The organism is Niabella agricola (genome assembly GCF_021538615.1).
GTDB lineage: Bacteria > Bacteroidota > Bacteroidia > Chitinophagales > Chitinophagaceae > Niabella > Niabella agricola.
This window is the reverse complement of sequence record NZ_JAJHIZ010000003.1, coordinates 1,597,882-1,621,098: the sequence shown is the minus strand read 5'-3', so window position 1 is coordinate 1,621,098 and position 23,217 is coordinate 1,597,882. Positions and strand designations below refer to the sequence as shown.

Here is a 23,217-nt window from a genome sequence, read left to right as displayed (position 1 = left end):
AAACGGATTGGTTAGGTTCGGGCAGGCTTTTTAAGCAATTTCAGGCTTTTTATCTGTTACAATATACCATTCTCTGCCATCGATGATTTCAATATGCCAGATCCATTCTGAAATATTAAAGAAAGTTGTTTTTCCCGTCAGATAAACGATGGCATCTGCCGTAAACCGGAGATTGTTCAGAAAAGCCGGTTGAGGGGTATCCTTTCCGGGCTTAGCGATGATATCGTTCAAAATAATGCTCATGGTTTCCCATACCTTCATAAATATACTACTGCAAAAAGGGGGAAACAAAATTTTTCTTTGCACATTGGAAGAATAGGTTTAATACCAGGTGATTACAATAATGAAAAAGGTTAGGGATATAGCGGTTTCGATTTGAATCTACCCTGAATGCATTGCGTGGCGGCCGTGCGTGACAGCGGTAAAACCAATCGCGGCGTGTATGACCGGTCTTCCGCTTACAAACCGGCAATAAGGCACATTTCATGTATCTTTACGCCTCATCAAAAAAAGTTTTGAATCATAAATATGCAGGTATCATATAAACAACCGGATGAGCAGGGCTATTACGGGGAATTTGGAGGAGCCTATATTCCCGAAATGTTATACCCGAATGTAGAGGAGCTGCGGGAAAATTATTTAAACATTATTGCAGATCCGGCTTTTCAAAAAGAATATCAGCTGTTGCTTAAAGATTATGCGGGAAGGCCGACGCCTCTGTACTGGGCGGCAAGACTGAGCGAAAAATACGGTACCCATGTGTATTTGAAACGGGAAGATCTTTGTCATACGGGTGCACATAAAGTAAACAATACCATTGGCCAGATCCTGGTGGCAGAACGGTTGGGTAAAAAACGCATCATTGCAGAAACCGGCGCAGGGCAGCATGGAGTAGCTACTGCCACTGTATGCGCGCTGAAAGGCCTGGAATGTATCGTGTATATGGGTGAAAAGGATATCGAACGCCAGGCACCGAACGTGGCCCGGATGAAAATGCTGGGAGCCACGGTGGTTCCGGCAAAGAGCGGGAGTAAAACGTTAAAAGATGCCACCAATGAAGCCATCCGCGACTGGATCAACAATCCTAATGATACGTTTTATATCATCGGCAGTGTGGTAGGTCCGCATCCATACCCGGATATGGTAGCCCGGTTTCAGAGCGTGATCAGCAAGGAAATCAGAACACAGCTGGCGGAGAAAATCGGAACCGAACTACCGCGTGCAGTCATTGCCTGTGTGGGCGGGGGCAGCAATGCTGCTGGCACCTTTTATCATTTCCTGGATGAGCCGTCTGTAGGTATTTATGCCGTGGAAGCTGCGGGCTGCGGTATTGACACTCACATGAGTGCAGCCGCTACCCAGCTGGGAAAACCTGGTATCCTACATGGAAGTAAAAGCTTCCTGATGCAAACGGCGGATGGCCAGGTAGAAGAGCCGTACAGCATTTCTGCGGGCCTGGATTATCCGGGCATTGGCCCCATGCACGCGCATCTTTTTGTAACCGGAAGAGGAACCTTTTTGAACGCGACCGACCAGGAAGCACTGGATGCAGCCTTTGAGTTGGCTAAACTGGAAGGGATTATCCCGGCGTTGGAAAGCGCGCATGCACTGGCAGCACTCAACAAGGTTTCTTTTGCAAAGGACGACCATGTAGTGGTATGCCTGAGCGGTCGTGGTGATAAGGATATGGAAACCTATATGAAAGCCATGGGGGCAGGGGCATAGTGTTATTAGCTGCGTTGCAAACAATGGATCTGATATATATCCTCATTGGCAGGAGCGGTAGTAAACCCGGGATATTCCGATGATGCCGTTTTAAAAATAAAATAACTTAAAGAAGCGAAAGATTACTAAAAGAATATTGATGAGCCGGTTAAAAGATGTATTTGCAAAGAAAGAAAAGAACGTATTGAATGTATATTGTACCGCAGGCTTCCCGCAGGTAAACAGCACCCTGCCAGTGATGGAAGCGTTGCAGGAAAGCGGAGCGGATATCATTGAACTGGGAATGCCGTATAGTGATCCGCTGGCAGATGGAGAGGTGATCCAGAACAGCAGCACCATTGCATTACAGGGGGGGATGACGCTTTCATTGTTGTTTGAGCAGTTGAAGCCAATGCGTGAACGGATCCATGTGCCGGTAGTGCTGATGGGATACATGAATCCCGTGTTACAGTATGGCTTTGAAAAGTTTTGTGCAGATGCTGCTGCTGTGGGCGTGGATGGCCTGATCCTTCCGGACCTGCCGCCGTTTGAATTTGAAACGACCTATAAGACAATCGTAGAGCAGTACGGGCTCAGCTTTATTTTCCTTGTAACTCCCGAAACCTCCGAAGCCAGGGTTCGGAAACTGGATGCGCTCAGCAGCGGTTTCCTGTATGCTGTATCCTCTTCATCAACCACAGGTAATGAAAAAGAGTTTTCTGCCGTAGAACAATACCTGGAACGTTTAAAAAATTACGGGTTAAACAATCCCATACTGGTGGGGTTTGGTATCAAAGACCAGGATACATTTTCCAGGGCCTGCAACTATGCAAACGGGGCTATCATCGGCTCTGCATACATAAAAGCACTGGAAGGCCAACCAGACCTGGCAGCAGCTACCCGTCATTTTATAAAGAAAGTGCTGGGGTGAGCTGTAATCAGCCCTTCCGGGATCCGCAGCACTATTAATGTTTTGCTAAATCGCATATGCCATCGGTACAAATCTGTTACAGCCTGCGTCAGGTAATCAACAGGTTATCAGGCATAAAAGGATATATACAACCCGGTTAGCGCAACTTCACAGAGGCATCGTTATAAATACAAGCAACAAAAAAAGCGTAATCTTGTTTTACTGGGAATAGTATCCCGGAACATGTACTTAAAATCGATTTCAATGAATAAAATCAGTCTTCTTCTTGCATTCCTCTTACCCCTGAGTACGATGGCTCAAAAATTAACATTGACCGGATCGGTGGAAGGCTTGCCGGATAATACATCTGTGGTTTTGATCGACCTGGAGAACGGATCTTCACCTCTTGGTGAAACCAGGTCGAAAGGCGGCGCTTTTGTGTTAAGCAGTAAACTGGAGGCGGCTACCCTCCTGGGATTGATGGTGGGTGATACGATGAAGACGGCTGTTTTCCTGGGAAACGAAAATGTAAAAGTATCCGGTTCGGTAAAAACAAAAATAGACGACTGGAGGTTTACCGGCTCAAAGACCCAGGACGCATTTACCGAATTTCAGGACCAGTTTATTCCGAAATTTGAAAAGATCGATCAGCTGGGCATGCAATTGCAGTCGAATCCGGAAGACAAAAACCTGAGCGATGCAATGAAAGCACAGGTAGACGATATACAAAAAAGCGTAGACCAGTTTGTTAGCAAACATCCGTCTTCTCCTGTAAGCGCCATGGTGATTCTGTCTACCATCGGTTTTACAGAAGATATTGCACTGCTGGAAAAGCGAGCAAAGATGCTTACCGGCGAAGCCATGAGCACGGCCATTGGCGGGCAGCTCAAGAAGGCGCTGATTGATGCCCGCTTTAATGCTGTGGGAAGCATTGCAACAGATTTTATGCAGAAAGACACCAGCGGCAGGGATGTATCACTGGCTCAGTTCCGCGGTAAATATGTATTGGTTGATTTCTGGGCAAGCTGGTGCGGGCCCTGCAGGAGAGAGAACGTAAACCTGGTAAAGACGTTTAAAAAATACAAAGACAAAAACTTTACCGTATTGGGTGTTTCGCTCGACGAAGAAAAAGACCGGTGGCTGGCGGCTATAAAAAAAGATGAACTTACCTGGACGCAGGTAAGCGATCTGAAAGGATGGGAAAATGAGGTCGCCCAGAAATACCGGATTACCGCCATTCCCCGTAACCTGTTGCTGGGACCTGATGGAAAGATCCTGGCTAAGGATCTTCGCGGAGAAGATCTGGATCAGAAACTGGCCGCATTACTTGGTAAAAAATAAACGGGTATATTTTTCAAACACACCTGTTTGGGATTGTCTGCAACCAGTATGTTTTACTAGCGGGAAACCGGCTTTTCTTTACGGAATTGCTGCATAGTCAAACACCAGGTTACAAAATATTTTCACACCGTTATAGAGCATACGGTCTGATATCATGAAATCGGGTGTGTGATGCGGCGGGGCTTTGGCCGGATCATTGCCTTTGGGCATACCGCCATAATAAAGAAATACAGCAGGCGCGCGCTGCCCATAAAAAGCGAAATCCTCAGCACCGGTCACCCAATTGGTCTCCTGCACATTTTCGTTCCCCACGGCTTTCTTCAGTATAGGAATGATTTTTCGCGTCAGTTCCGGACTGTTGTTCGTAACCGGTGTATTGTTTTTGATCGTTACGGTTGCTGTAGCTCCATTGGCCGCGGCAATGCCCGTGGCAATGTTGAGCATGCGCCGGTGTACATCCTGCTGCATGGCTGTGTCAAAAGTGCGTATTGTGCCGGCCATTTCCAGTTCTTCCGGAATGATATTATTGCGTACGCCCGCGTTTATTTTTCCAACCGTGAGTACCACCGGTGCTTTTGTAAGATCCGCTTGCCGGCTGACGATCTGCTGGAGGGCTGTAATGATCTGCGCACTGATAGCAACGGGATCCACACCCTTCCAGGGTTGTGCGCCATGCGACTGACTTCCTTTTATTTTAATTGTAAACCAGTCGCTGGCCGCCATAAATGGTCCGGGTTTATAAAAAACCTTTCCTTCTTCGATCCAGCTTTCAATATGCATTCCGAAAACAGCCGCCACCTTCGGGTGTTCCAGCACGCCGTCCTTTACCATCAACGAAGCGCCGCCTTCCTCGTCGCCGGGAGCACCTTCTTCCGCCGGCTGAAAGATAAACTTAACGGTTCCGGGAATATCGGCCTTCATACCCGCCAATAACTCAGCGGCACCCATCAGCATGGCCACATGGGCATCATGTCCGCAGGCATGCATTACCGGTACTTCTTTTCCAAGGTATTCGCCTTTGGCTGTGGATTTAAACGGAAGTTCATTTCGTTCCAATACGGGCAGGGCATCCATATCGGCCCGCAATGCAATCACTGGTCCGGGCCTGCCTCCCGTTAAAATGCCCACCACACCCGTTTTGGCAAGTGCTTGTGTTTGGATCCCCAGCTTTTTCAAATGTGTAAGTATATATTGCTGTGTTTTGAACTCACGGTTGCTGAGCTCCGGGTTTTGGTGGATGTGCCGGCGCCACTCCGAAAGCTTTACCTGCAAAGCCTCCGCCCGTTGGCTGATTACAGCGGCCTTATCCTGCCCGGTCACCATGAGCGAGGCCAGCAGCCCGGCACCAATAAATAAGAAGGTGGATTTATTCATACAGCAAGTTACTATATTACGGGCAACGATCGATATGATGGAACCATAAAGGATGTGTATGCAAAAATTGTTAAAGGAATGGCGCCGCTTCATGATTGTAATTATATTTAAAAGGATGCTCTTTGCTGTTTTGTACTGCTGGGCGGTGTGCAGCGAGCCGTTACGGGAAGGGTAGTAGCCGAAGGTACGGTTACAGGGAGCGATAAAGCAGGGGATATGCTTCCGCTGGGCGATGAGTCCTGATGGCCGTGCATGCTGGGACAAGGGTGTTCGGGGCTACTGGCGGTTGTTTTCCAAATGCATATACTGCTCGTATTCCGCATCAAAACAAACGAAGTAGACTTTTTCGATGGAGGAAGGTTGATGCAGAAACAGCTTTACGGCACGCACCGCAATAACGGCGGCTTCATTTTTGGGATAGCCATAAATGCCGGTGCTGATGCCCGGAAAGGCAATGCTCCGGCAATGATGCTCCGGCAATGATGCTCCGCTGCCTGTTCCAGCGAATGAATATAACAGTTGTGCAATTTTGTAGCTTCCTGTTTGGTGCCGCCGTTCCATACCGGCCCAACGGTATGAATCACATATTTTGCAGGCAGCCGGCCTGCGGTGGTAATGACAGCTTCACCGGTTCGGCATCCACCCTGTTTTGCAACGATCCTCCGGCATTCGGCAAGGATCTCGGGGCCGCCCGCACGGTGAATGGCCCCGTCCACACCACCGCCACCCATCAAAGAGGCGTTGGCGGCATTTACAATGGCATCTGCTACCACTTTGGTAATATCCCCGGTGATGATTTCGATCATATGCGTGCGTTTTAAAACGGTTTGATTATCCTATCCGCAGGCCGTTTGGTACCGGTTGCTCCGGTGAGAGGAGGGTAATGGTATTGGATTCCCCAACTGTGCCTAATACCAGGCATTCGCTGTAAAAATTAGCGATCTGTTTAGGCGGAAAATTCAGAACGGCAATCACCTGTTTGCCCGGTAAAGACTCGACGCTGTAAAGTTTGGTGATTTGTGCCGAGGATTTATAACGGCCATATGGTCCGAAGTCGATGGTGATTTTGTAAGCGGGTTTATGTGCTTCCTTAAATACTTCGGCATGAATAATGGTGCCTACACGCATTTCAATTTTTGTAAAGTCCGACCAATTAATCGTTTGTTCTGTTTGCATAGAATTATTCTTAGTGATAATCCGGAATATACGACAACCCCAGCAAAGTAGCAAGGGCTTTCTAAGTGCTGCTTACAGTAAGTGTATTGAAGAATGCACCGCAACGGAGGGGGTTGCCTAAACGGCCGGTAAAGCATTGGTGTCTGTAGTCCTTCAACTATATTCCGCCCGGAAAACGATCATTCACCAGGTTCAGTTGTATGCCGTGCTCCAGCAAGACTTTCAACCCGGCAAGTACAAGGGCGAAGCCTTCCGTAGGATCCCGTATTGCGGCCATCTGCTGATCCATATCGCCTTTAAACCCGCTGTTTATAATGCTCACAAATGTTTTTTTACCCTGGTTGCCACATTCAATTTCAATTTTTTTTAGCGGGTCTGCTTCCCGTACAAAAACAGGAACGGTTACATGGTACATTTCCCAAACCCACTCCAGTTGCCTTCCTTTTCCAGGGGACCACTGCTTTTGGTGAACCATATTTTTGTGGTGATCTCCGGGTTAACAAAAGCTTCAAATACTTCAGCAACCGGCCTTCGGATCAGCCTTGCTGCCTGTGCAAAGTTTTGTTCTGTTGTTGCTATGACTTTTTTTATAAAAGTACATTTTTATTCAAAAACCCTCAGGTAGCGCGCTATTGAGTCATCAAAGGCCTTCCTCGCCTGCCGGGTAATCGCCTTTCCGAAGGCGCCGTACATGGCCTCAAATGGTACACCCGCGAGCGACGACCTTATATGCAGGATGCTTTTTTTATCGAGTGGGATGTAATTGGGATAGCTGTACATAAAGCTTGCGGTTTTAAGGTTGGGTGACACCTGTATGATATCGCCTACTAATAAAATGCGGTCGTAGTGCAAAATGGTACCGCCATCAAAATGACCGGCGCTGTTAATGAGCGTGGCACCTGGGAGGAGCTCTGTTTTTAACCCCTCCCAAAGCTGCAGGTTAAAATCCCTGCGGGGAATCCAGTCCGCATCCCGCTGATGGATATACACGGGTGCCCCAAAGGCATGGCTCCATTCTGCCATTGTCGTATAATAATGCGGATGGGAGATGGCTATTTTCTGAATACCCCCCAGTTCGTTAATCAGCTCAATGGTTATGGCATCGAGGTTGGCAATACAATCCCAGAGTATATTGCCCTGCGGGGTCTTGAGCAAATATGCCCGCTGCCCGATGGCAAGGGAAGGGGTAGTATACAGGGCATACAGCCCTGTGTCAATCTTATCAATGATGTTTTTATGCGTGCGGTTGATCTGCCTAAGCGTTGTCCAGCTTTGTCCCATCGGATTTACATACTGGCGCTCATCTTCGCAAACCGGACATGCTGAAGGTGGTTGTGTTGAAGGGGCGTAACCAGTACCACAGGTGGTACAAATAAATGATTCAGATAGCATAGATGACTGTTTTCGTTACAATGATAGCTGTTTTTTACCGGTGATAGCCGGCGAATGAACCGGCAGTACTACTATTCCGGTAATGCACCCAGCTGACGAAGAAAATGCCGGGTGATGGATTTCCGGCAATTGCCAAAGCCGGGGTTATTGTCAGACCGGCTGTTCTGAATACGGGTGGCAAAGAAGTATACGTTGTTTTTTGTAGTAACATATCCCGTCCACCACCCGATATTTTTGCCTGCAATACGTGTCCATCCCGTTTTGGAGCGGATCGTATGATGGTCGTTGGTTTCGGTGACCATTACGTTTTTCAGGATGGCCAGGTTCCTTTTGGAAAAGGGGAGTTGTTCCTGATATACTTTTATCAGAAAGGCTACCTGGTTTTGGGGTGTAATAGCAAAAGGACCAAAGTTCCAGAAGTCGGTCCCCTTCTCTGTCAGGTTCCCGTTCCCATAATGGCATTGATCGAGATAGTGCTGATATTTTTTCCGGCCGATGCGTTTAGCTAACTCAATAAATACCCATCCGGCTGAAACTTCAAATGCTTCTTTTACACTCATATCCCTGTATATATCGGGCCGGTATCCATAAAGGGTGGTGTCCGTATGCCCCGGCCATTTTACGATCTCCTGTTCATCCCTGATCACACCGGATTCCAGGGCAATCAGCAGGTTAATGATCTTAAATGTAGACGCCGGCTGTGTGGCGGCCTGTGCATCCGCACTGTCGGTGATGAACCAGCGGTTGTTATTAAGATCAAAGATCGTCGTACTACCTGTTACACCGCAGTCAATAAAGGGTTGTCGAAGGCCGGTCTGGCTCCGGACGCAGATCCCGGTCAGCAGAAAAATAAAAATAAAATATATACGCATAAATCTGCTGCAATTTAATAAGCCTGGGTGATTAAAAGAAACCGCATCGATGCTTGGTGCTGATCTGCGGATAGCGATAGTAACGCTTAATGGTTGCAAATACGATTTTTGAATCCTCCTGCATCTTAGGAGGCCCTAACTTTTCTATTTAGATTTTTTTGGTAGTTTTGACGGATGTTGTCCAATACCGAAGAAAATTATCTCAAGGCGTTGCTCTATCTGACGTCTGAGGATTCCGGCAAAAAAGAGGCAGGGACCAATGATCTTGCCATTCACCTGGGATTGAAGCCCGCAACCGTAAACGACATGTTGAAGCGGTTGAAGGAAAAGGAGTATGTGAGCTATAAGAAATATGGAAAGATTTCGCTTACCCGCTCCGGTAAAGACATTGCCATGTTTGTGATGCGTAAGCACCGGTTATGGGAGACTTTTCTCTGTGAAGTGCTGGAGTTTAGCTGGGATGAAGTGCACGAGGTGGCGGAACAGCTGGAGCATATTCAGTCAGACAAGCTTACTGAACGCCTGGATAAATTTCTAAACTATCCGGATTATGATCCGCATGGCGACCCCATTCCCAAGCCCAACGGCAAGATGCCATCCCGCGCCACAACCTTACTGTCTTCTGTGGCTGTTCAGCAGTCCTGTACGGTGGCGGCCGTAAAAGATACCTCTCCTGTATTTTTGCAATACCTCGAGCAGTTGTCCATCGGTATTGGCACAAAGATCAAGGTATTGGAAAAGATCTCTTTTGACGGTTCCATGACGTTGCTGGTGGAAAAAGATAAGCTCACCGTTTCGGAAAAATTTGCCAATAGTTTGCTGGTGGAGTGAAAGGACGGGTAGGGTTTGACGTTTAAAGTTTCAGGTTCGAGGTTTAAGGCGCGCCCGCCGTGGCAGATCTAATTAGGGTTTATGCTTGAAGACGTTAAATATCAGATACCAGATGCCAGACACCAGATGTGTATTATTAGTATCTAGCGTGTAACGTCCATAGAATATCGATCGGAGGCGGTTTACGGAGCAGGAACGGCATCTTCACTCAATATTTCTCATTAGAAATTTTACATTCCCCGAAGGGTAAGTACAGCATCTTCATTTCCACATTTTCATATTCACATTACTTTGTCCAGATTTCATCCAGCGCTTCGTTGAGCGTTGGATATTGAAATGCAAAACCGGCTTCCAGTAGCTTTTGAGGAACCACCCATCTGCTTTTTAAAACCAGTTCTGTTTCGGTGCCAATGAGTATTGCTCCCAGCTTTAACAACCATTCGGGGGATGAAAAATAAACAGGTGGTTTTATTCGTTGCCTTAATGCCAGCATCAATTGTTTATTGAGCACAGGAAATGGTGCAGCCGCATTGTAAACGCCTTTCGGTAGCGGTTGTTGCATACAAAAACATATTATCCTGTACATATCTTCTATGTGGATCCAGCTAAATACCTGCTGCCCGCTGCCCTGTACGCCTCCCAGTCCGAACCGAACAAGGTTGCTGTATGGTTGTATCACTCCACCACCTTTACCTAACACAATGGCCATCCGCAATGCGATTTTCCGTGTTTGAGGCGTGGGGGTTTCAAAAAAAGCCTGCTCCCAGGACCGGGCGACATTTACCGAAAAACCGGTCCCGATCTCGCCGCTGCGCTCATCCATGGCGCGGTCAGTTGCGTGCCGGTAAATCGTAGCGGTACTGGCATTGATCCATAATTTAGGAGGACGGATACATTGGTCAATTACAGACTGCAGCTGCCTGGTGCTTCCGACACGTGATTCCAGGATGGCCTGTTTATTGGTTGCGGTATACCGGCAATCGACAGACTTGCCTGTCAGATTGATCAGGACTTCCGCACCTTCAAGCGCTGTTTGTATTTTATCGTTATCGGCCCAGGTTATATAAGACGCGTTGCGGGAGATCAATAACACCTCGTAACCATCCTCACGGAACCGCTTTACCAGGTGCTGACCAATAAACCCACTGCCGCCTGCGATTACTATTTTTGATTTCATGATGTAGTTTTTTTAAGCTGGCATCAGCAATGGCGATGCCAGCTTTGTTTCCGCTTGTTTCATTTCAATGGCCTATACCTGGGGTATATTGGGATGACTGATAAACTGTGTGGCCAGCCTTTTTTGTTTAGCGATCCGTTTGCCTCTGAAGAACAGGTAGAGGTTCAGGAACAACATAGCACCCAGGTAAATGCTGAAGCCTCCGATTTTAACGCTCAGTGCTTCAATGGCCGCTTGAGGTGTTTCAAGAATCCGGCTGATCTCCAGGATATACAGACCAAAGCCCAGGTTGAGCAGGTAAAAGCCGATCTTGAAAAGGGTGTTGGTTGCAACGGCTATTTCATCGCGCCCGTTAAAGATGTCCTTCATGTACACCAGGCTGTTGCGAAACAGGCTATGCGCAACATAAAAAGTAAGAAGGATCACTACTGGTAAATAAACCAGGTACGCTATTACGATTAAGTTTTTCATGATGATTTGTTTTATGATGAATAATGAAATATACGTCTGGAAAGTATATAGATCAGTGCCATATTGAAGTAATGGGTTACGGCAAGGATGCTTACAAGGACGCCAGTCTTTACAGCGATGGAAGCGATCAATACCGGAATGGAAAGAACGGGTTGCCAGTTGCTGAACTGCACGATGGCATAGCCGGTATTGAACAGGTAATAGGCAACCAGGATAATATTATTGGTAGCATCTGCCTGTGCTGCGTGGTAGTGAAAAAGTCGTAAAATGAACACCCTTCCGTTTCTGTGAAACAGCCGTCCCACCCAGTAGATGATATAAATGGTAATGGATGTATAGATAATATAAGCTAGAATATTGTAGTTCATGGAGGCATTTGTTTATCAATTCTCTGATCTCCGTTTTTCAATCTGCAGGATACTGTTTTGTATATCTTTCATGATCCATTTAGCCCACCAGCCGGCGTAAAAATTGAAGGTGGTGGTGAGTTGGAAACGGCTGCAGAGATGTAGTCTGTGCGTAGTATTATTTAAGCGTTCCAGTTCGTAAGTGCCTTTAAGTACGTCAAAATATTTTCCGCCAATTACAATGTGCTCGTCCATGGTAGTGGACGGAATTTCGTGAGGATATGCTTTAATGGAGAAGACCATTTTTTGTTTATCCGTATATTCAGTTACAGTTTCGTGAAAGACAAGTCCGTTGGTGAACCGGGCTTCTCTTGAAGCGTCGATGCCTTCATAGTTAAGGATGGCTTCAACTGGCCTTGGAAGGCCTAATAGTTTTGTGAGCCAGCCTTTATCCTGCGCTTCTTTTATAGGATATACGCGGGTTACATTACTCCAGATTTTTTCCGCAGGCGCCTGTATGTCGATATAAGTAACGGCCTCATATGTGCGAGGTACAGCATTTATCATTTTTTCAGCAGGTGCCAACGGGATGGGAACGAGCGAGAGTGCTGACAAATGCATTTTGTTGGTGCGTTTCTTAAATTTGAAATAGCCGCCGATCAAACCGCCTACAGAGGCGGCCAGCAGAAAGAGAGGCATGATCATCATCCAGCAGGCCCAACCTTCCAGCCGGGTTGAAAGGGTAATAAAGAAGAACAGGAAAATGGGTATCCAGGGTGCAAAAATCCGGTAGGCTAATTTTCTTGCGTTGGCCTCGGTAGAAAAGTATACGATGAGTATACCGGCTACGGTGGGTAGACAGAATAAAAAACTAATGGACATCACGGTAAAGAGTTCGTTCCATTGTTTAATTCCAAAAAGCGATCTCAAAACAACGGCATAAAGCGTGGGTATGCCCACTACAATCAACGCTTTTTTTTGTCTGGAGTTGTTCATAACATATGATTGTTAATGTTACGATCAATGTTTTCTTAATTTCTGCAGCGGTATTGGCACCGCTGTTTACATAACCAGCTTCAACAATTTTAACAGCAGCTCCCCGCGGGTAGAACTGGCCACCCTTTCCACCAGGGTGCTTAATTGCCCGGTGAATACCTGGATCTCATGCACCGTCTGATGCAAGGCTTTTCCCTCCACGGTTTTATCCTTTTTTGTTGCGGTTTCCAGCTCGGTCAGTACATTTAATACAGGATCGATTTCTTTTTGCTTGCGCATCAGCGCTATTTTGAGTGCCCATTTCCATATATCTTTTTCCGCCACAAAATATTCCTTCCGGTCACCGGCGATCACCTTTTTGTAAATGATGCCATAGTCCAGCAATTGCCGCAGGCTCATATTGGCATTGCCGCGGGAAATAGTCAGGTGTTCCATGATCTCGTCGGTGGAAAGTGGGTTGTCGGAAACCAGCAGCAGGGCCTGAACCTGTGCTACAGATTTATTAATACCCCACTCCGTGCCCAGGGCGCCCCAGGTGTCAATAAATTTTTGTTTGGATGTTTCTAAGCTCATTTTGAATACATTTCAGGAGCAAAGATAATACTGTTTATTGAATTTTCAATATTTATTGAAAATTCAATAATATTTTTTCAAGGTTGACGGATCGTGTTTTACAAGAACAGGTCCGGCCGCCGGTGTAATCCGGCCCGGAGTGGCAACATCCTATTGCTAATCGCAGGGAATGCCAAAAAGGTCCAGACTGTTGCTCCAGTACAGGTGAAGTGAATCGGGCAAATGGCTTTTGAAGACTGCGCGCGACGGAAACCGGAACCGCTGCGCGTTTTGCAGATCGGGTATGGTAAAATTGTCGGTATAAGTAAAGTAAAAGGAATCGAGGCGGGCAAAAGTGCGGGCCGCTACCGTATCCATATGGCTGTAATCGCCAGGCTGCCGGGCCTGCTGCTGCCGGATCCGCTGGTCAATGGTTGTATAGGAAGAATCATATGATAAAGGCAGCGGCCGGGAAGCCGCAAGCAGCGGTTGCCCGATGCCGGCAGTGTCTTCCGGGCGGATGGTGCAAATGATGAGATTGGTAATGCATTCGTCCAGGGCATAGAAAACCTCTTGGTAGGTGATCTTTCGCATGCCTGTTGTGCCGTACAGGTAAAAGACCCCGGCCCATTGTTGCCGGATGGCTTTTTCAAGCGCTGGGTTCTTCATTAAAAGAAAAGGGCCGGAGCTGTCCGCAATGGTACAGGTAGTACAAGGCGTTACTGCAAACGGATGGAGGTGCTCTTTCTCTGCAATTGCGGAGAAGATTGAATCAGCCCGGGTGGGTGCCGGATTATCAATAATCTCCATAACAAGACCGGTCGTTTTAGGCGATAGGGTATACACCGCAAAAAATTCGGTGCTTTCAACCGGCAGCCGGATGAGCGCTTTTTCAGGGGAGAGGCTTACGCGGTGTGTTGTATCCGCTGGACGGTTTGCGTCTTTAGCGGCACAGGAGAAAAGTGCCATAAGACAGATACCGGCGACCAGGATTTGTTTTTTCATAAAGTAATGGTTCACTGATAGCATTATGTACCGGCGGTTAATAACCGGAGAACGGATGTTTTTACCCGTTCGATGTCTTTTTCTGTCGTTCTGAAATTGACAAATGCTGCGCGGATCCCGGCCTGTCCTTTGTATTGGGTCTGGGTCATAAATACTTCTCCGGTTTTATTTAAGGCAGAAAGAAATGCCGCCACTTTTCCTGCATCGCCGGCAGCACCTGCCAGAGAGAAACAAACCGTGTTCAGACGTACCGGCGCCAGCAATTGCAGCTGCGGGCAGGATTCGATAAAAGCCTCGAAGTTTCGGGCCAGTTGGATGCTGTTCTCAATAATATAACGGTATCCTTCACGGCCATATGCGTTCAGGGTAAACCAGGCTGGAAGCGCCTTTAACCGCCTGGAGTTTTCGGGAAGCAGGTTCAGGTAATTAAATTGTTCCAGCGGATCGCCAAGATAAGGCGCATTGGAATTTTGAAAAGTACTTACCTGTAACAGCCGGTGCCTGCGTTTGATAAAGAATACGGCGTTCTCATAAGGAACGTTCAACCATTTATGACCATCTACCGTAATGCTGTCGGCCTGTTCCCAGCCTTGCAGTAGCTGTTTGTGTGCGTCAGAAAGGATCGCGAAGCCACCAAATGCGGCATCTATATGCCACCAGAACTGGTATTTCTTTTTTAATGCGGCGATGGCAGTAAAATCGTCAAAGTCAACAGTATTCACTGTTCCTGCGCTGGAGATCAGGATAAAGGGCCGGCCATTCAACTGCAGGATTTTTGTTTCAAGATCGGACATGTCCATAGCCTCACGATTGCCTTCCATTGTTTTAACGCTGATGATATGGTTGCTCCCAAAGCCAAGTAAGGCCAGCGATTTTACGGAGGAGGAATGCGGAGTCGCTGTAAGTACGGGCAGTGGTTGTGTAATGCCTTCCTTTGCGATATCGGCTCCGTCCTGTTGTCCCAACCATTGCCGGGCAACGGCCAGGCAGGTAAAGTTCGACATGGTGGCGCCGGTTACAAAACCTCCCAGGAATTCATCGGGCAATTCCAGCAATTCCAAGAGCAGGCGAACGGTTTCCAGCTCGATGGCGGCAGAGATATCGCCGTCGCCCGTTATAGTCTGGGTATTCTGGTCATAGACCGTGGTAAGCCAATCTCCGGCTATAGCAGCAGGCGTGGTGCCACCCGTTACAAAACCCCAGTAACGCGGCCCGGATGCGGCCACCATCAACGGTTCCAACCGGCTGTTGAACTGCTGCAGGGTTTCAATGGTACCCAATCCTTTTTCGGGCAACCTTCCTCCGGGTACGGCTTCATGGTTCACCGAGGTATGCCGCTCTTCGATCTGTTTTAAATAATCCAATCCCTGCCGGCTAACCAGTTGCATTATTTTTTCAAGTGAAGAAAGATCTTCCTGCAATTGCTTATTCATATATTGATGGTTAATGAACGGTAAAGTAGGTCTGAGCCAGGTATTGTAGCAATCTCCTTAAGCGGCTTTCGCTGCGGCCGGTTGCTGCGTTGGTTGTTCCTTAAACAGTGCCAGGAAGATGAGCATACAGACAATGGCCATGGCGGCCGGTGACAGCCATATGTAACGCCAGTAGGTAGCACCTTCATAGGCTTTAAGTGCTTCGGAAATGAACCCGGCCACCCAGAAGCCAATGAGCATCCCGATCCCATACATGGCCACCGTTACCAGGCCCTGGGCGGAAGACCGGTATTGTTTACCCGCAATGGCATCGGTATAGATCTGCCCAACCACAAACATAAAATCATAACAAACGCCGTGCAGGAGAATACCGAGGATCAGCATAAAAGCCAGGTCCTGCCCATTGCCAAACGCAAAGAGCAGGTACCGCAAGGCCCAGGCGCTGATACCGATCAGCATCATTTTCTTATAGCCGAGCCTTACAAAAAAGAAGGGAACCAGCAGCAGGCACAGCAGTTCCGAGAACTGGCCCAGCGCCATTTTACCCGTGGGTTTGGGCAGGCCGGTTGCCACCAGGTACGGGTTCGCATTCTGGTAGTAAAATGAGATCGGGATGCAAATAATAATGGCAGTGATGAAGAATATCAGGAAGTTTTTCTGTTTCAGCAGGGCCAGTGCCTGCAGTCCCAGGGCATCGCCCCAATGGAATTTTTGATTTTTCTTTAATGGAGGTGTAGCCGGAAGCAGGAAGCAGAGCAGGCCCAGCGCCAGCGAGCAGGCAGCGCCCAGCAGGAACGTATTTTGCAAGGCTCCGGATGCCACGGCCTCCTTTGTATCCCAGTGAAACAGATAGCTGATGGAAAAGCCGGCTACCATCCACCCAAGGGTTCCAAACAGGCGTATGAACGGGTATTGTTTTTTGGGATCGCTGAGATTGCGGAAGGAAACGGAGCTGGTGAGGGCCAGGGTAGACATATAAGAAATGAAATACAGCAACACATAGGGATACATGCTAGCCGCATTGCCGGCCCGGTACATCATCAGCAGCAAACCTGCCCCTATCAGGTGCAATACGCCCATCACCCGCTCGGCATTAAAGAAACGGTCGGCGATAAACCCGATAAAGAACGGCGCTGCTACTGCGCCCAGTGATTGCGTGGAGAAAATATTGGAAACCTCCAGCGGAGCGGCCCCAAGGTTGGTTTTTAAGTAAGTACCGAGGGTAACAAACCAGGAGCCCTTCATAAAGAATTCCAGAAACATCATGGCGGATAATTGGAGCTGCAGCGACCGTTTCATATGTAGTTGACGTTAATAAAAGACTGAAAATAAGGTTGTTTTTTTAGTCTGCAAAGGAAGTGCCGGGCAGATGCGGTTTTTAATACAGGGGCGGTAACAAATTCCTGTTGCCGGTAACCGGTGCGGTATAGGCCAGGTGTAAAAAAAATCCCCGCCGGTAAGGCGGGGATTGGGGGGTTATTCATTTCTGCCGTGGCAGTTCTTATATTTCTTACCGCTTCCGCAGGGGCAAAGATCATTGCGTCCAACTTTTGGAGCTACGCGGATCGGTTCCTGTTTTACGGGTGGTTGTGAAGGATCAAAATAATCCCTTTCATTAGCACCGTAATCATCACCTGCGGCATCAATTTCATCTTTATTTACCCGCATTTTGCTCAGATCCGTCCGCTCTTCACGCCCTTCTCTGAATTTGGGTGCTTCTTCCTGTGCCGGTAGGTTGGCCTGTGTAAGGAAGGAGATGATATCCTTGTTCAGGTTGGTGGTCATATTGTTGAACAACTGGAACGCTTCTACCTTGTAGATCACCAGTGGATCTTTTTGCTCCAGGTAAGCGGTTTGCACGCTTTGTTTCAGATCATCCATCGCACGCAAATGTTCTTTCCATGCATCGTCGATCACCGCAAGGGTGATGGATTTTTCCATGCTGGCAACCAGCTCACGTCCTTCCGTAGTAATGGTTTTATCCAGCGGCGCCAGTACATTGATCGCTTTGCGGCCGTCCATGAATGGTACTACCACGCTTTCGATATGCGGGCCCTGTGTTTCGCGGATATTCTGGAATACCGGAACCGCCTGTTTTTGGATCAATTGCTTATGTTCTGTATAGCGGGCCAGCGCTTCTGCATATAATTGATCGGCCAGTTTGGTTGCATCGGTATTATGGAAAGTTTCCTCATTAATAGAGGTGTCCATACCAAAGTTTACAATGCTGGCCAGTTTGAAGCCTTCAAAGTCTTCCTGCTCTTTAAAAGAGGTACACAGGCTTTCGGCTACAATGGAGAAGGCATTATCGATATCCAGCGACAGACGCTCTCCAAACAACGCGTGGTTCCGTTTTTCATACACCGCATTCCGCTGCTTGTTCATCACATCGTCATACTCCAGCAGGCGTTTACGGATGCCAAAGTTGTTTTCTTCCACTTTTTTCTGGGCACGCTGGATGCTGTTGCTGATCATACTGTGCTGGATTACATCACCTTCCTTATATCCCATTTTATCCATCATGCTGGCGATCCGGTCACTACCAAACATCCGCATCAGGTCATCTTCCAGGGATACATAGAACAGGGAGCTTCCCGGATCGCCCTGGCGACCAGCACGACCTCTTAGCTGACGGTCTACCCGGCGGCTCTCATGGCGTTCGGTACCAATAATGGCCAAACCGCCTGCATCTTTCACGCCAGGTCCCAGTTTGATATCAGTACCACGGCCTGCCATGTTGGTGGCAATGGTTACGGCTCCGGGTAAGCCTGCTTCTGCAACGATTTCGGCTTCCCGCGCGTGCTGTTTGGCGTTTAATACATTGTGGGGTATCTTTTTTTGCTGCAGCATACGGCTGAGCAATTCACTGATTTCTACCGAAGTGGTACCTACCAGCACGGGCCGGCCGGCTCCACGCAGTTTCTCGATTTCATCGATTACCGCTTTGTACTTTTCGCGCTTGGTCTTGTACACCATGTCCTGGAGATCTTTCCGGATGATCGGCACATTGGTGGGAATGGTTACTACATCTAATTTATAAATGCTCCACAACTCACCGGCTTCGGTTTCTGCCGTACCGGTCATACCCGCCAGCTTGTGATACATCCGGAAGAAGTTCTGCAGGGTAATGGTAGCATAGGTTTGTGTGGCGGCTTCGATTTTTACATTTTCTTTTGCCTCCAGTGCCTGGTGCAAGCCGTCGGAATAACGGCGGCCTTCCATGATACGGCCTGTTTGCTCATCCACGATCTTGATGGCGCCGTCTACCACCACGTATTCATCATCTTTTTCGAAAAGCGCATAGGCTTTTAATAATTGCTGTACGGAGTGAATGCGATCCGCTTTTTGTGAATAATCATTCAACAAAGCTTCCTTTTGTTTGAGCTTCTCCTCCGAAGGAGCATCGCTCTTTTCTACCTCTGCCAGGGCTACGCCGATATCCGGTAATACAAAGAAATCGGCATCTTCTCCCACTTTGGTGATCATCGCCAATCCCTTTTCTGTAAGGTCTACGGAGTTGGTCTTTTCGTCGATCTTAAAGAGCAGGTCTTCATCCACGATCTTCATATTGCGCTCCTGTTCCTGCAGGTAGTAATTTTCCGCTTTTTGCATTTTTACCTTAACACCGGGCTCACTTAAGAACTTGATCAGCGGGCCATATTTCGGTAATCCGCGGAAAGCACGGTATAAATACAAACCACCGGTTTTAGGATCGTCTTCGCCTTTCTCGAAGAGCCGTTTGGCCTCATTCAGATTGGTACGCACAATACGCTCCTGTTCACGGTACAACTGTTCTACACGCGGTTTATGAATATGATATTGCTGCTCGTCACCTTTATCAACCGGTCCGCTGATGATCAGTGGTGTACGGGCATCATCGATCAATACGCTGTCCACCTCATCCACCATCGCATAATGGTGCTTGCGTTGCACCATTTCTGATGCATTGTGCACCATATTGTCCCGCAGGTAGTCGAAGCCAAATTCATTATTGGTACCATAGGTGATGTCGGCCAGGTAAGCGTTGCGACGGGCTTCGGAATTGGGTTGATGCTTATCGATGCAATCCACCCGCAGGCCCAGCCATTCAAACACCGGTCCGTTCCATTCCTGGTCACGGCGGGCCAGGTAGTCATTCACCGTAACCACGTGCACTCCTTCACCGGCTAATGCGTTCAGGTAGGCCGGCAGGGTAGATACTAGTGTCTTTCCCTCACCGGTAGCCATTTCAGCGATTTTACCGGAATGCAGCACCGCACCGCCGATCAGCTGCACATCGTAGTGTACCATATTCCAGGTGATCTTTGCGCCGGCGGCCGTCCAGCTGTTTTTATAGATGGCATTTTCGCCGTCAATAGTGATATATTCAGCTGTACGCGCCAGTTGCCGGTCCAGTTCGGTTGCTTTGGAAACCAGTTCGGTATTAGCAGTAAAACGGCGGGCAGTTTCTTTTACCACTGCAAATGCTTCGGGGAGAATTTCCTCCAGCACTTTTTCAATTTCTTTATCCCGATCCTTTTTCAGATCGTCCACTTGTTTATAAATAGCGTCTTTTTGCAGCAGTTCTTCATGAGGAAGCTGATCGGCCTGCTCATTCAGGGCCGTTACCCGGGCATCGATTTCACTCAGCCGGTCCTGGATACGCTGACGGAATTCATGGGTCTTATTACGCAGTTCGTCGTTGCTAAGTGATTGGTACTGAGCAAAATTCTTGTTTATTTGTTCAATGACAGGTGCAAGCTTTTTAACGTCTTTTTCCGATTTGCTGCCACCGAACATTTTAGATAGAAAACCAAACATATAATTATCGCGATATTTTATTAAAAACAGTGATCCTTCAAAAACAGTGCTATATCCTTTTTAAGCCATTTTGACAGCCTATACAGGCGGAGGGCAAAGATACGGAAGTTTCGGGGTTTGGCTTTTAGTGTTTGAAGTTCGATGTTTAGGAGCTAAAACGTTGAGTCTGAAACTTTAAACCTGAAACCGGCCTCATCCCAGATCAATACTCGTATTATCCCCGATATTCAGGCTCCGTGTTTCTCCTTTTATACTGGAATCGGAGCCAATAACGGAATGCTCCAGTACAATATCGAATAAATTGGAAAAGGCGCCTACAATCGAGTTACGGATGATGGACTGGTCCAGGAATGTATGCTCTCCCAGTGTAACATTCGGACCGATGATCGAATTCCGGATCACACATCCATTGCCGATGCTTACGGGAGGAACGATCACCGTATTTTCAAACTGGGATGCATCTGCAGTTGCTTTGTATTTTCGTAAAAGTGTGGCATTCGACCGCAACAGGGTCTCTTTATTCCCGGCATCGAACCAGTTGTCTACCTTAAATGCTTCGAATTTTACCCCGTTTTGGATCATGCAATGCAGGGCATCCGTAATATTAAACTCGCCATGGGTCAGCAGCCCTTTGCGGATATTAGAGGCCAGGCATTCGAACAGCAATTCGCTTTCGCGGATCTTATAAATGCCCACCATCGCCATATTGGATTTCGGGATATGCGGCTTTTCCACCACGGATTCGATAAACCCGCCGGCGTCGATCTCTGCCACACCAAAATCGCGGGGATTATCAACCTTCCGGATGCCCACCATCGAGTGCTCGTTGCTTAAAACAGCGGGTACGTCGTATTCGCAGATGGTATCTCCCAGCGATATAAACACCTCGTCACCATCAACAAGGCTTCGGGTAAGGTTTACGGCATGGCCGATACCGCGGCGTTCCTGCTGGCTTACATAATGCGCCTGGATATCCGGATGATGTTCTTTTACATAATCGGAAATCTTGTCACCCAGGAAGCCTACAATAAAAATAAATTCCTCTATACCCGCCTCTTTCAGCTGATCAATAATAAAACTTAACACCGTTTTACCCGCCAGAGGAATTAACGCCTTAGGTTGGGTATAGCTTTGTGGGCGTAGTTTTGTTCCGGCTCCTGCTACAGGAATGATCGCCTTCATGTATTTAAATAGTCGTTATCAATTAAATTATAAATGAGCCGTAAAAAAACGGGAACGTTCCCTGCTCATTTCGATGGGTGAAGGTAAGCATTTTCTTTTGTACGGCAGAACAGCTCTGTGTGAAGGCCGGATAAACGCAGCTGAATTGTTTTGAGCCATGGTGCGGTTTGTTTTTGGAAAGCCGCGCTTCAGCGCAGCAAGGAATGCTTTTATATTTTATCTTTCAGGAATACAAGCAGAAAAAATAATGTTTGAACCATGACCAACTATACAATTATACTGATATTGCTGGGGCTGATGGTATTGCTGAATGTAGTGGCCGACCGGATAAAGATCGCGTCCCCGATCGTGCTGATCATAGCAGGTATAGCGGTGGGATTTATTCCCGATATGCCGGTTCCGGAAATTGACCCCGAGATCATTTTCCTGTTATTTCTGCCGCCACTGCTCTATGATGCTGCGTTTAATATCCATTTTAAAGATTTCCGTGAGAACCTGGGAACGATCAGTGCACTGGCAATTGGTCTCGTATTTCTGACCACAGCAGGTGTGGCCGTATTATCGTATTACCTGATACCGGGTATGACCTGGCCACTGTCGTTCGTGTTGGGTGCCATCCTTGCGGCAACGGATGCGGTGGCCGCCATCAGCATTACCCGCAACCTGGGTCTTCCAAAACATACAGTAACCATACTGGAAGGAGAAAGCCTGATCAACGATGCATCGGCACTGGTAGCGTACCGCTTTGCTGTGGCCGCGGTGATGGGTACCAGCTTTGTATGGTGGAAGGCTTCTCTCACGTTTGTACTACTAATGGCCGGAGGTTTCCTGGTGGGGATGATACTGGGCAAACTGTTGGCGGTAATTTTGCGCTATGTACGAAAAAACACAATGGCGGTGCTGGCCTTTACACTTCTGGCGCCGTTTACCACGTACCTCGTCGCGGAGGAACTGGAAGTTTCCGGGGTAATTGCTGTTGTGATCCTTGGCTTTGGTGTTTCCATGTTAAGTGAACGCCAGTTTTCCCCGGCACTCCGTCATCAGTCAAAAACAATATGGGAAGTGATCGTTTACCTGTTAAACGGGCTCATTTTTATCTTCATCGGTCTGGAATTTCCGGTGGTGATCCGCAATGTTGATTCGTCGAGGTTCCTGCCCTATATCGGTTATGCATTCCTGATCACGATCGTTACCATTCTTATACGGATGATGCGGGTGTTTGCCCAACGCCGGCGACTGGAAAAGGGCTTCCGGGATCCTAAAATGCAGCGTTCGCGACGCGCGATTACCGAGTCTGCATTGCTGAGCTTCCAGGAAAGTGTGATCATCAGCTGGTCCGGCATGCGGGGGATCGTTTCCCTTGCCATTGCCATCGGCCTGCCCACACACCTGAAAGACGGAAGTCCGCTTCCCATGCGCAATGATATCATCTTTATTGCTACTGTAGTGGTCATCATTACCATTCTTGGCCAGGGGCTGTTGCTGCCCGGGATTGTTAAGAACGTGACAGGGAGGGAGGTGGGAAAAGGGGCATAGTGCAGGGGGGATTATCGCCATTAAAAGCGCTGGTTGACTTTGCCTTTCGGGCGCCGGCCACCACTAGCGGCCGGTTAAGCCGGAGAAAGTTTTTCTTCCGGTGTCAGGAAACACGTTC

Annotated in this window: 23 protein-coding genes; 5 read left to right on the top strand and 18 right to left on the bottom strand. The window is 47.9% G+C overall.

The features are described from left to right. Positions 1 to 30 precede the first annotated feature (30 nt). On the bottom strand, positions 31 to 261 hold the full coding sequence (locus LL912_RS12190; protein ID WP_235553846.1) for a hypothetical protein: 231 nt from the start codon (positions 259 to 261) through the stop codon (positions 31 to 33). Positions 262 to 528: 267 nt separating this feature from the next. On the opposite strand from LL912_RS12190, the gene trpB reads away from it, so the two are divergent. From trpB to LL912_RS12175, 3 genes are all read left to right on the top strand, one after another. Continuing rightward, positions 529 to 1,725: a tryptophan synthase subunit beta gene (gene trpB, locus LL912_RS12185; protein ID WP_235553845.1), complete on the top strand. Its 1,197-nt coding sequence runs from the start codon at positions 529 to 531 to the stop codon at positions 1,723 to 1,725. Between the two features lie 139 nt (positions 1,726 to 1,864). After that, positions 1,865 to 2,635 carry a tryptophan synthase subunit alpha gene (gene trpA / locus LL912_RS12180; protein WP_235553844.1) on the top strand — a complete coding sequence of 257 codons (771 nt, stop codon included), beginning with the start codon at positions 1,865 to 1,867 and terminating at the stop codon, positions 2,633 to 2,635. A 243-nt stretch (positions 2,636 to 2,878) separates the two neighbouring features. Further along, complete coding sequence (locus LL912_RS12175) at positions 2,879 to 3,955, top strand: AhpC/TSA family protein (RefSeq protein ID WP_235553843.1); 1,077 nt, start codon at positions 2,879 to 2,881, stop codon at positions 3,953 to 3,955. A gap of 78 nt (positions 3,956 to 4,033) precedes the next feature. On the opposite strand, the gene LL912_RS12170 is transcribed toward LL912_RS12175, so the two are convergent. The 7 genes from LL912_RS12170 to LL912_RS12145 all read right to left on the bottom strand — a co-directional run bounded on the left by LL912_RS12170 (position 4,034) and on the right by LL912_RS12145 (position 8,769). Then, positions 4,034 to 5,329: an amidohydrolase gene (locus tag LL912_RS12170; protein ID WP_235553842.1), complete on the bottom strand. Its 1,296-nt coding sequence runs from the start codon at positions 5,327 to 5,329 to the stop codon at positions 4,034 to 4,036. A 276-nt stretch (positions 5,330 to 5,605) separates the two neighbouring features. Continuing rightward, positions 5,606 to 5,770 (bottom strand): macro domain-containing protein, encoded by a 165-nt coding sequence (locus LL912_RS26095; RefSeq protein ID WP_319941344.1) that lies wholly within the window; start codon positions 5,768 to 5,770, stop codon positions 5,606 to 5,608. Beyond that, on the bottom strand, positions 5,707 to 6,135 hold the full coding sequence (locus LL912_RS26090; RefSeq protein WP_319941329.1) for a macro domain-containing protein: 429 nt from the start codon (positions 6,133 to 6,135) through the stop codon (positions 5,707 to 5,709). Before LL912_RS26090 ends, LL912_RS26095 begins: the two co-directional genes overlap by 64 nt. 25 nt (positions 6,136 to 6,160) lie before the next feature. After that, positions 6,161 to 6,505 (bottom strand): tRNA-binding protein, encoded by a 345-nt coding sequence (locus LL912_RS12160; RefSeq protein WP_235553841.1) that lies wholly within the window; start codon positions 6,503 to 6,505, stop codon positions 6,161 to 6,163. 157 nt (positions 6,506 to 6,662) lie between these two features. Then, the gene (locus tag LL912_RS12155) at positions 6,663 to 6,980 is read right to left on the bottom strand and encodes an SRPBCC family protein (RefSeq protein WP_235553840.1); all 318 of its coding nucleotides are present in this window, start codon (positions 6,978 to 6,980) and stop codon (positions 6,663 to 6,665) included. 128 nt (positions 6,981 to 7,108) lie between these two features. Continuing rightward, on the bottom strand, positions 7,109 to 7,897 hold the full coding sequence (locus tag LL912_RS12150; protein ID WP_235553839.1) for an MBL fold metallo-hydrolase: 789 nt from the start codon (positions 7,895 to 7,897) through the stop codon (positions 7,109 to 7,111). Positions 7,898 to 7,968: 71 nt separating this feature from the next. Further along, entirely contained in the window at positions 7,969 to 8,769 is an 801-nt protein-coding gene (locus LL912_RS12145; protein ID WP_235553838.1) for a penicillin-binding transpeptidase domain-containing protein, read from the bottom strand. Positions 8,770 to 8,943: 174 nt separating this feature from the next. Here LL912_RS12145 and LL912_RS12140 point away from each other — a divergent pair, with 174 nt between their 5' ends. Continuing rightward, entirely contained in the window at positions 8,944 to 9,600 is a 657-nt protein-coding gene (locus tag LL912_RS12140; RefSeq protein WP_235553837.1) for a metal-dependent transcriptional regulator, read from the top strand. A gap of 286 nt (positions 9,601 to 9,886) precedes the next feature. Here the strand turns inward: LL912_RS12140 and LL912_RS12135 are convergent, their stop codons facing one another. The 10 genes from LL912_RS12135 to LL912_RS12090 form a co-directional block, all read right to left on the bottom strand. Continuing rightward, positions 9,887 to 10,777 (bottom strand): TIGR01777 family oxidoreductase, encoded by an 891-nt coding sequence (locus LL912_RS12135; RefSeq protein WP_235553836.1) that lies wholly within the window; start codon positions 10,775 to 10,777, stop codon positions 9,887 to 9,889. A 72-nt stretch (positions 10,778 to 10,849) separates the two neighbouring features. After that, complete coding sequence (locus LL912_RS12130) at positions 10,850 to 11,248, bottom strand: hypothetical protein (RefSeq protein ID WP_235553835.1); 399 nt, start codon at positions 11,246 to 11,248, stop codon at positions 10,850 to 10,852. An 11-nt stretch (positions 11,249 to 11,259) separates the two neighbouring features. After that, a complete protein-coding gene (locus tag LL912_RS12125) occupies positions 11,260 to 11,616 on the bottom strand; it encodes a hypothetical protein (RefSeq protein WP_235553834.1) in 357 nt (118 codons plus the stop codon). Positions 11,617 to 11,631: 15 nt separating this feature from the next. Then, a complete protein-coding gene (locus LL912_RS12120) occupies positions 11,632 to 12,591 on the bottom strand; it encodes a hypothetical protein (protein ID WP_235553833.1) in 960 nt (319 codons plus the stop codon). Between the two features lie 66 nt (positions 12,592 to 12,657). Continuing rightward, the gene (locus LL912_RS12115) at positions 12,658 to 13,164 is read right to left on the bottom strand and encodes a GbsR/MarR family transcriptional regulator (RefSeq protein WP_235553832.1); all 507 of its coding nucleotides are present in this window, start codon (positions 13,162 to 13,164) and stop codon (positions 12,658 to 12,660) included. Positions 13,165 to 13,320: 156 nt separating this feature from the next. Further along, complete coding sequence (locus LL912_RS12110; RefSeq protein ID WP_235553831.1) at positions 13,321 to 14,148, bottom strand: hypothetical protein; 828 nt, start codon at positions 14,146 to 14,148, stop codon at positions 13,321 to 13,323. Positions 14,149 to 14,171: 23 nt separating this feature from the next. Further along, a complete protein-coding gene (locus LL912_RS12105; protein WP_235553830.1) occupies positions 14,172 to 15,581 on the bottom strand; it encodes a pyridoxal phosphate-dependent decarboxylase family protein in 1,410 nt (469 codons plus the stop codon). 57 nt (positions 15,582 to 15,638) lie between these two features. After that, positions 15,639 to 16,880, bottom strand: coding sequence for an MFS transporter (locus LL912_RS12100; RefSeq protein WP_235553829.1), 1,242 nt, complete (start codon positions 16,878 to 16,880; stop codon positions 15,639 to 15,641). Positions 16,881 to 17,057: 177 nt separating this feature from the next. Beyond that, on the bottom strand, positions 17,058 to 20,381 hold the full coding sequence (gene secA / locus LL912_RS12095) for a preprotein translocase subunit SecA (protein ID WP_235553828.1): 3,324 nt from the start codon (positions 20,379 to 20,381) through the stop codon (positions 17,058 to 17,060). 192 nt (positions 20,382 to 20,573) lie between these two features. After that, entirely contained in the window at positions 20,574 to 21,563 is a 990-nt protein-coding gene (locus LL912_RS12090; protein WP_235553827.1) for a sugar phosphate nucleotidyltransferase, read from the bottom strand. Between the two features lie 258 nt (positions 21,564 to 21,821). Here LL912_RS12090 and LL912_RS12085 point away from each other — a divergent pair, with 258 nt between their 5' ends. After that, complete coding sequence (locus LL912_RS12085) at positions 21,822 to 23,099, top strand: Na+/H+ antiporter (protein ID WP_235553826.1); 1,278 nt, start codon at positions 21,822 to 21,824, stop codon at positions 23,097 to 23,099. Positions 23,100 to 23,217 lie beyond the last annotated feature (118 nt).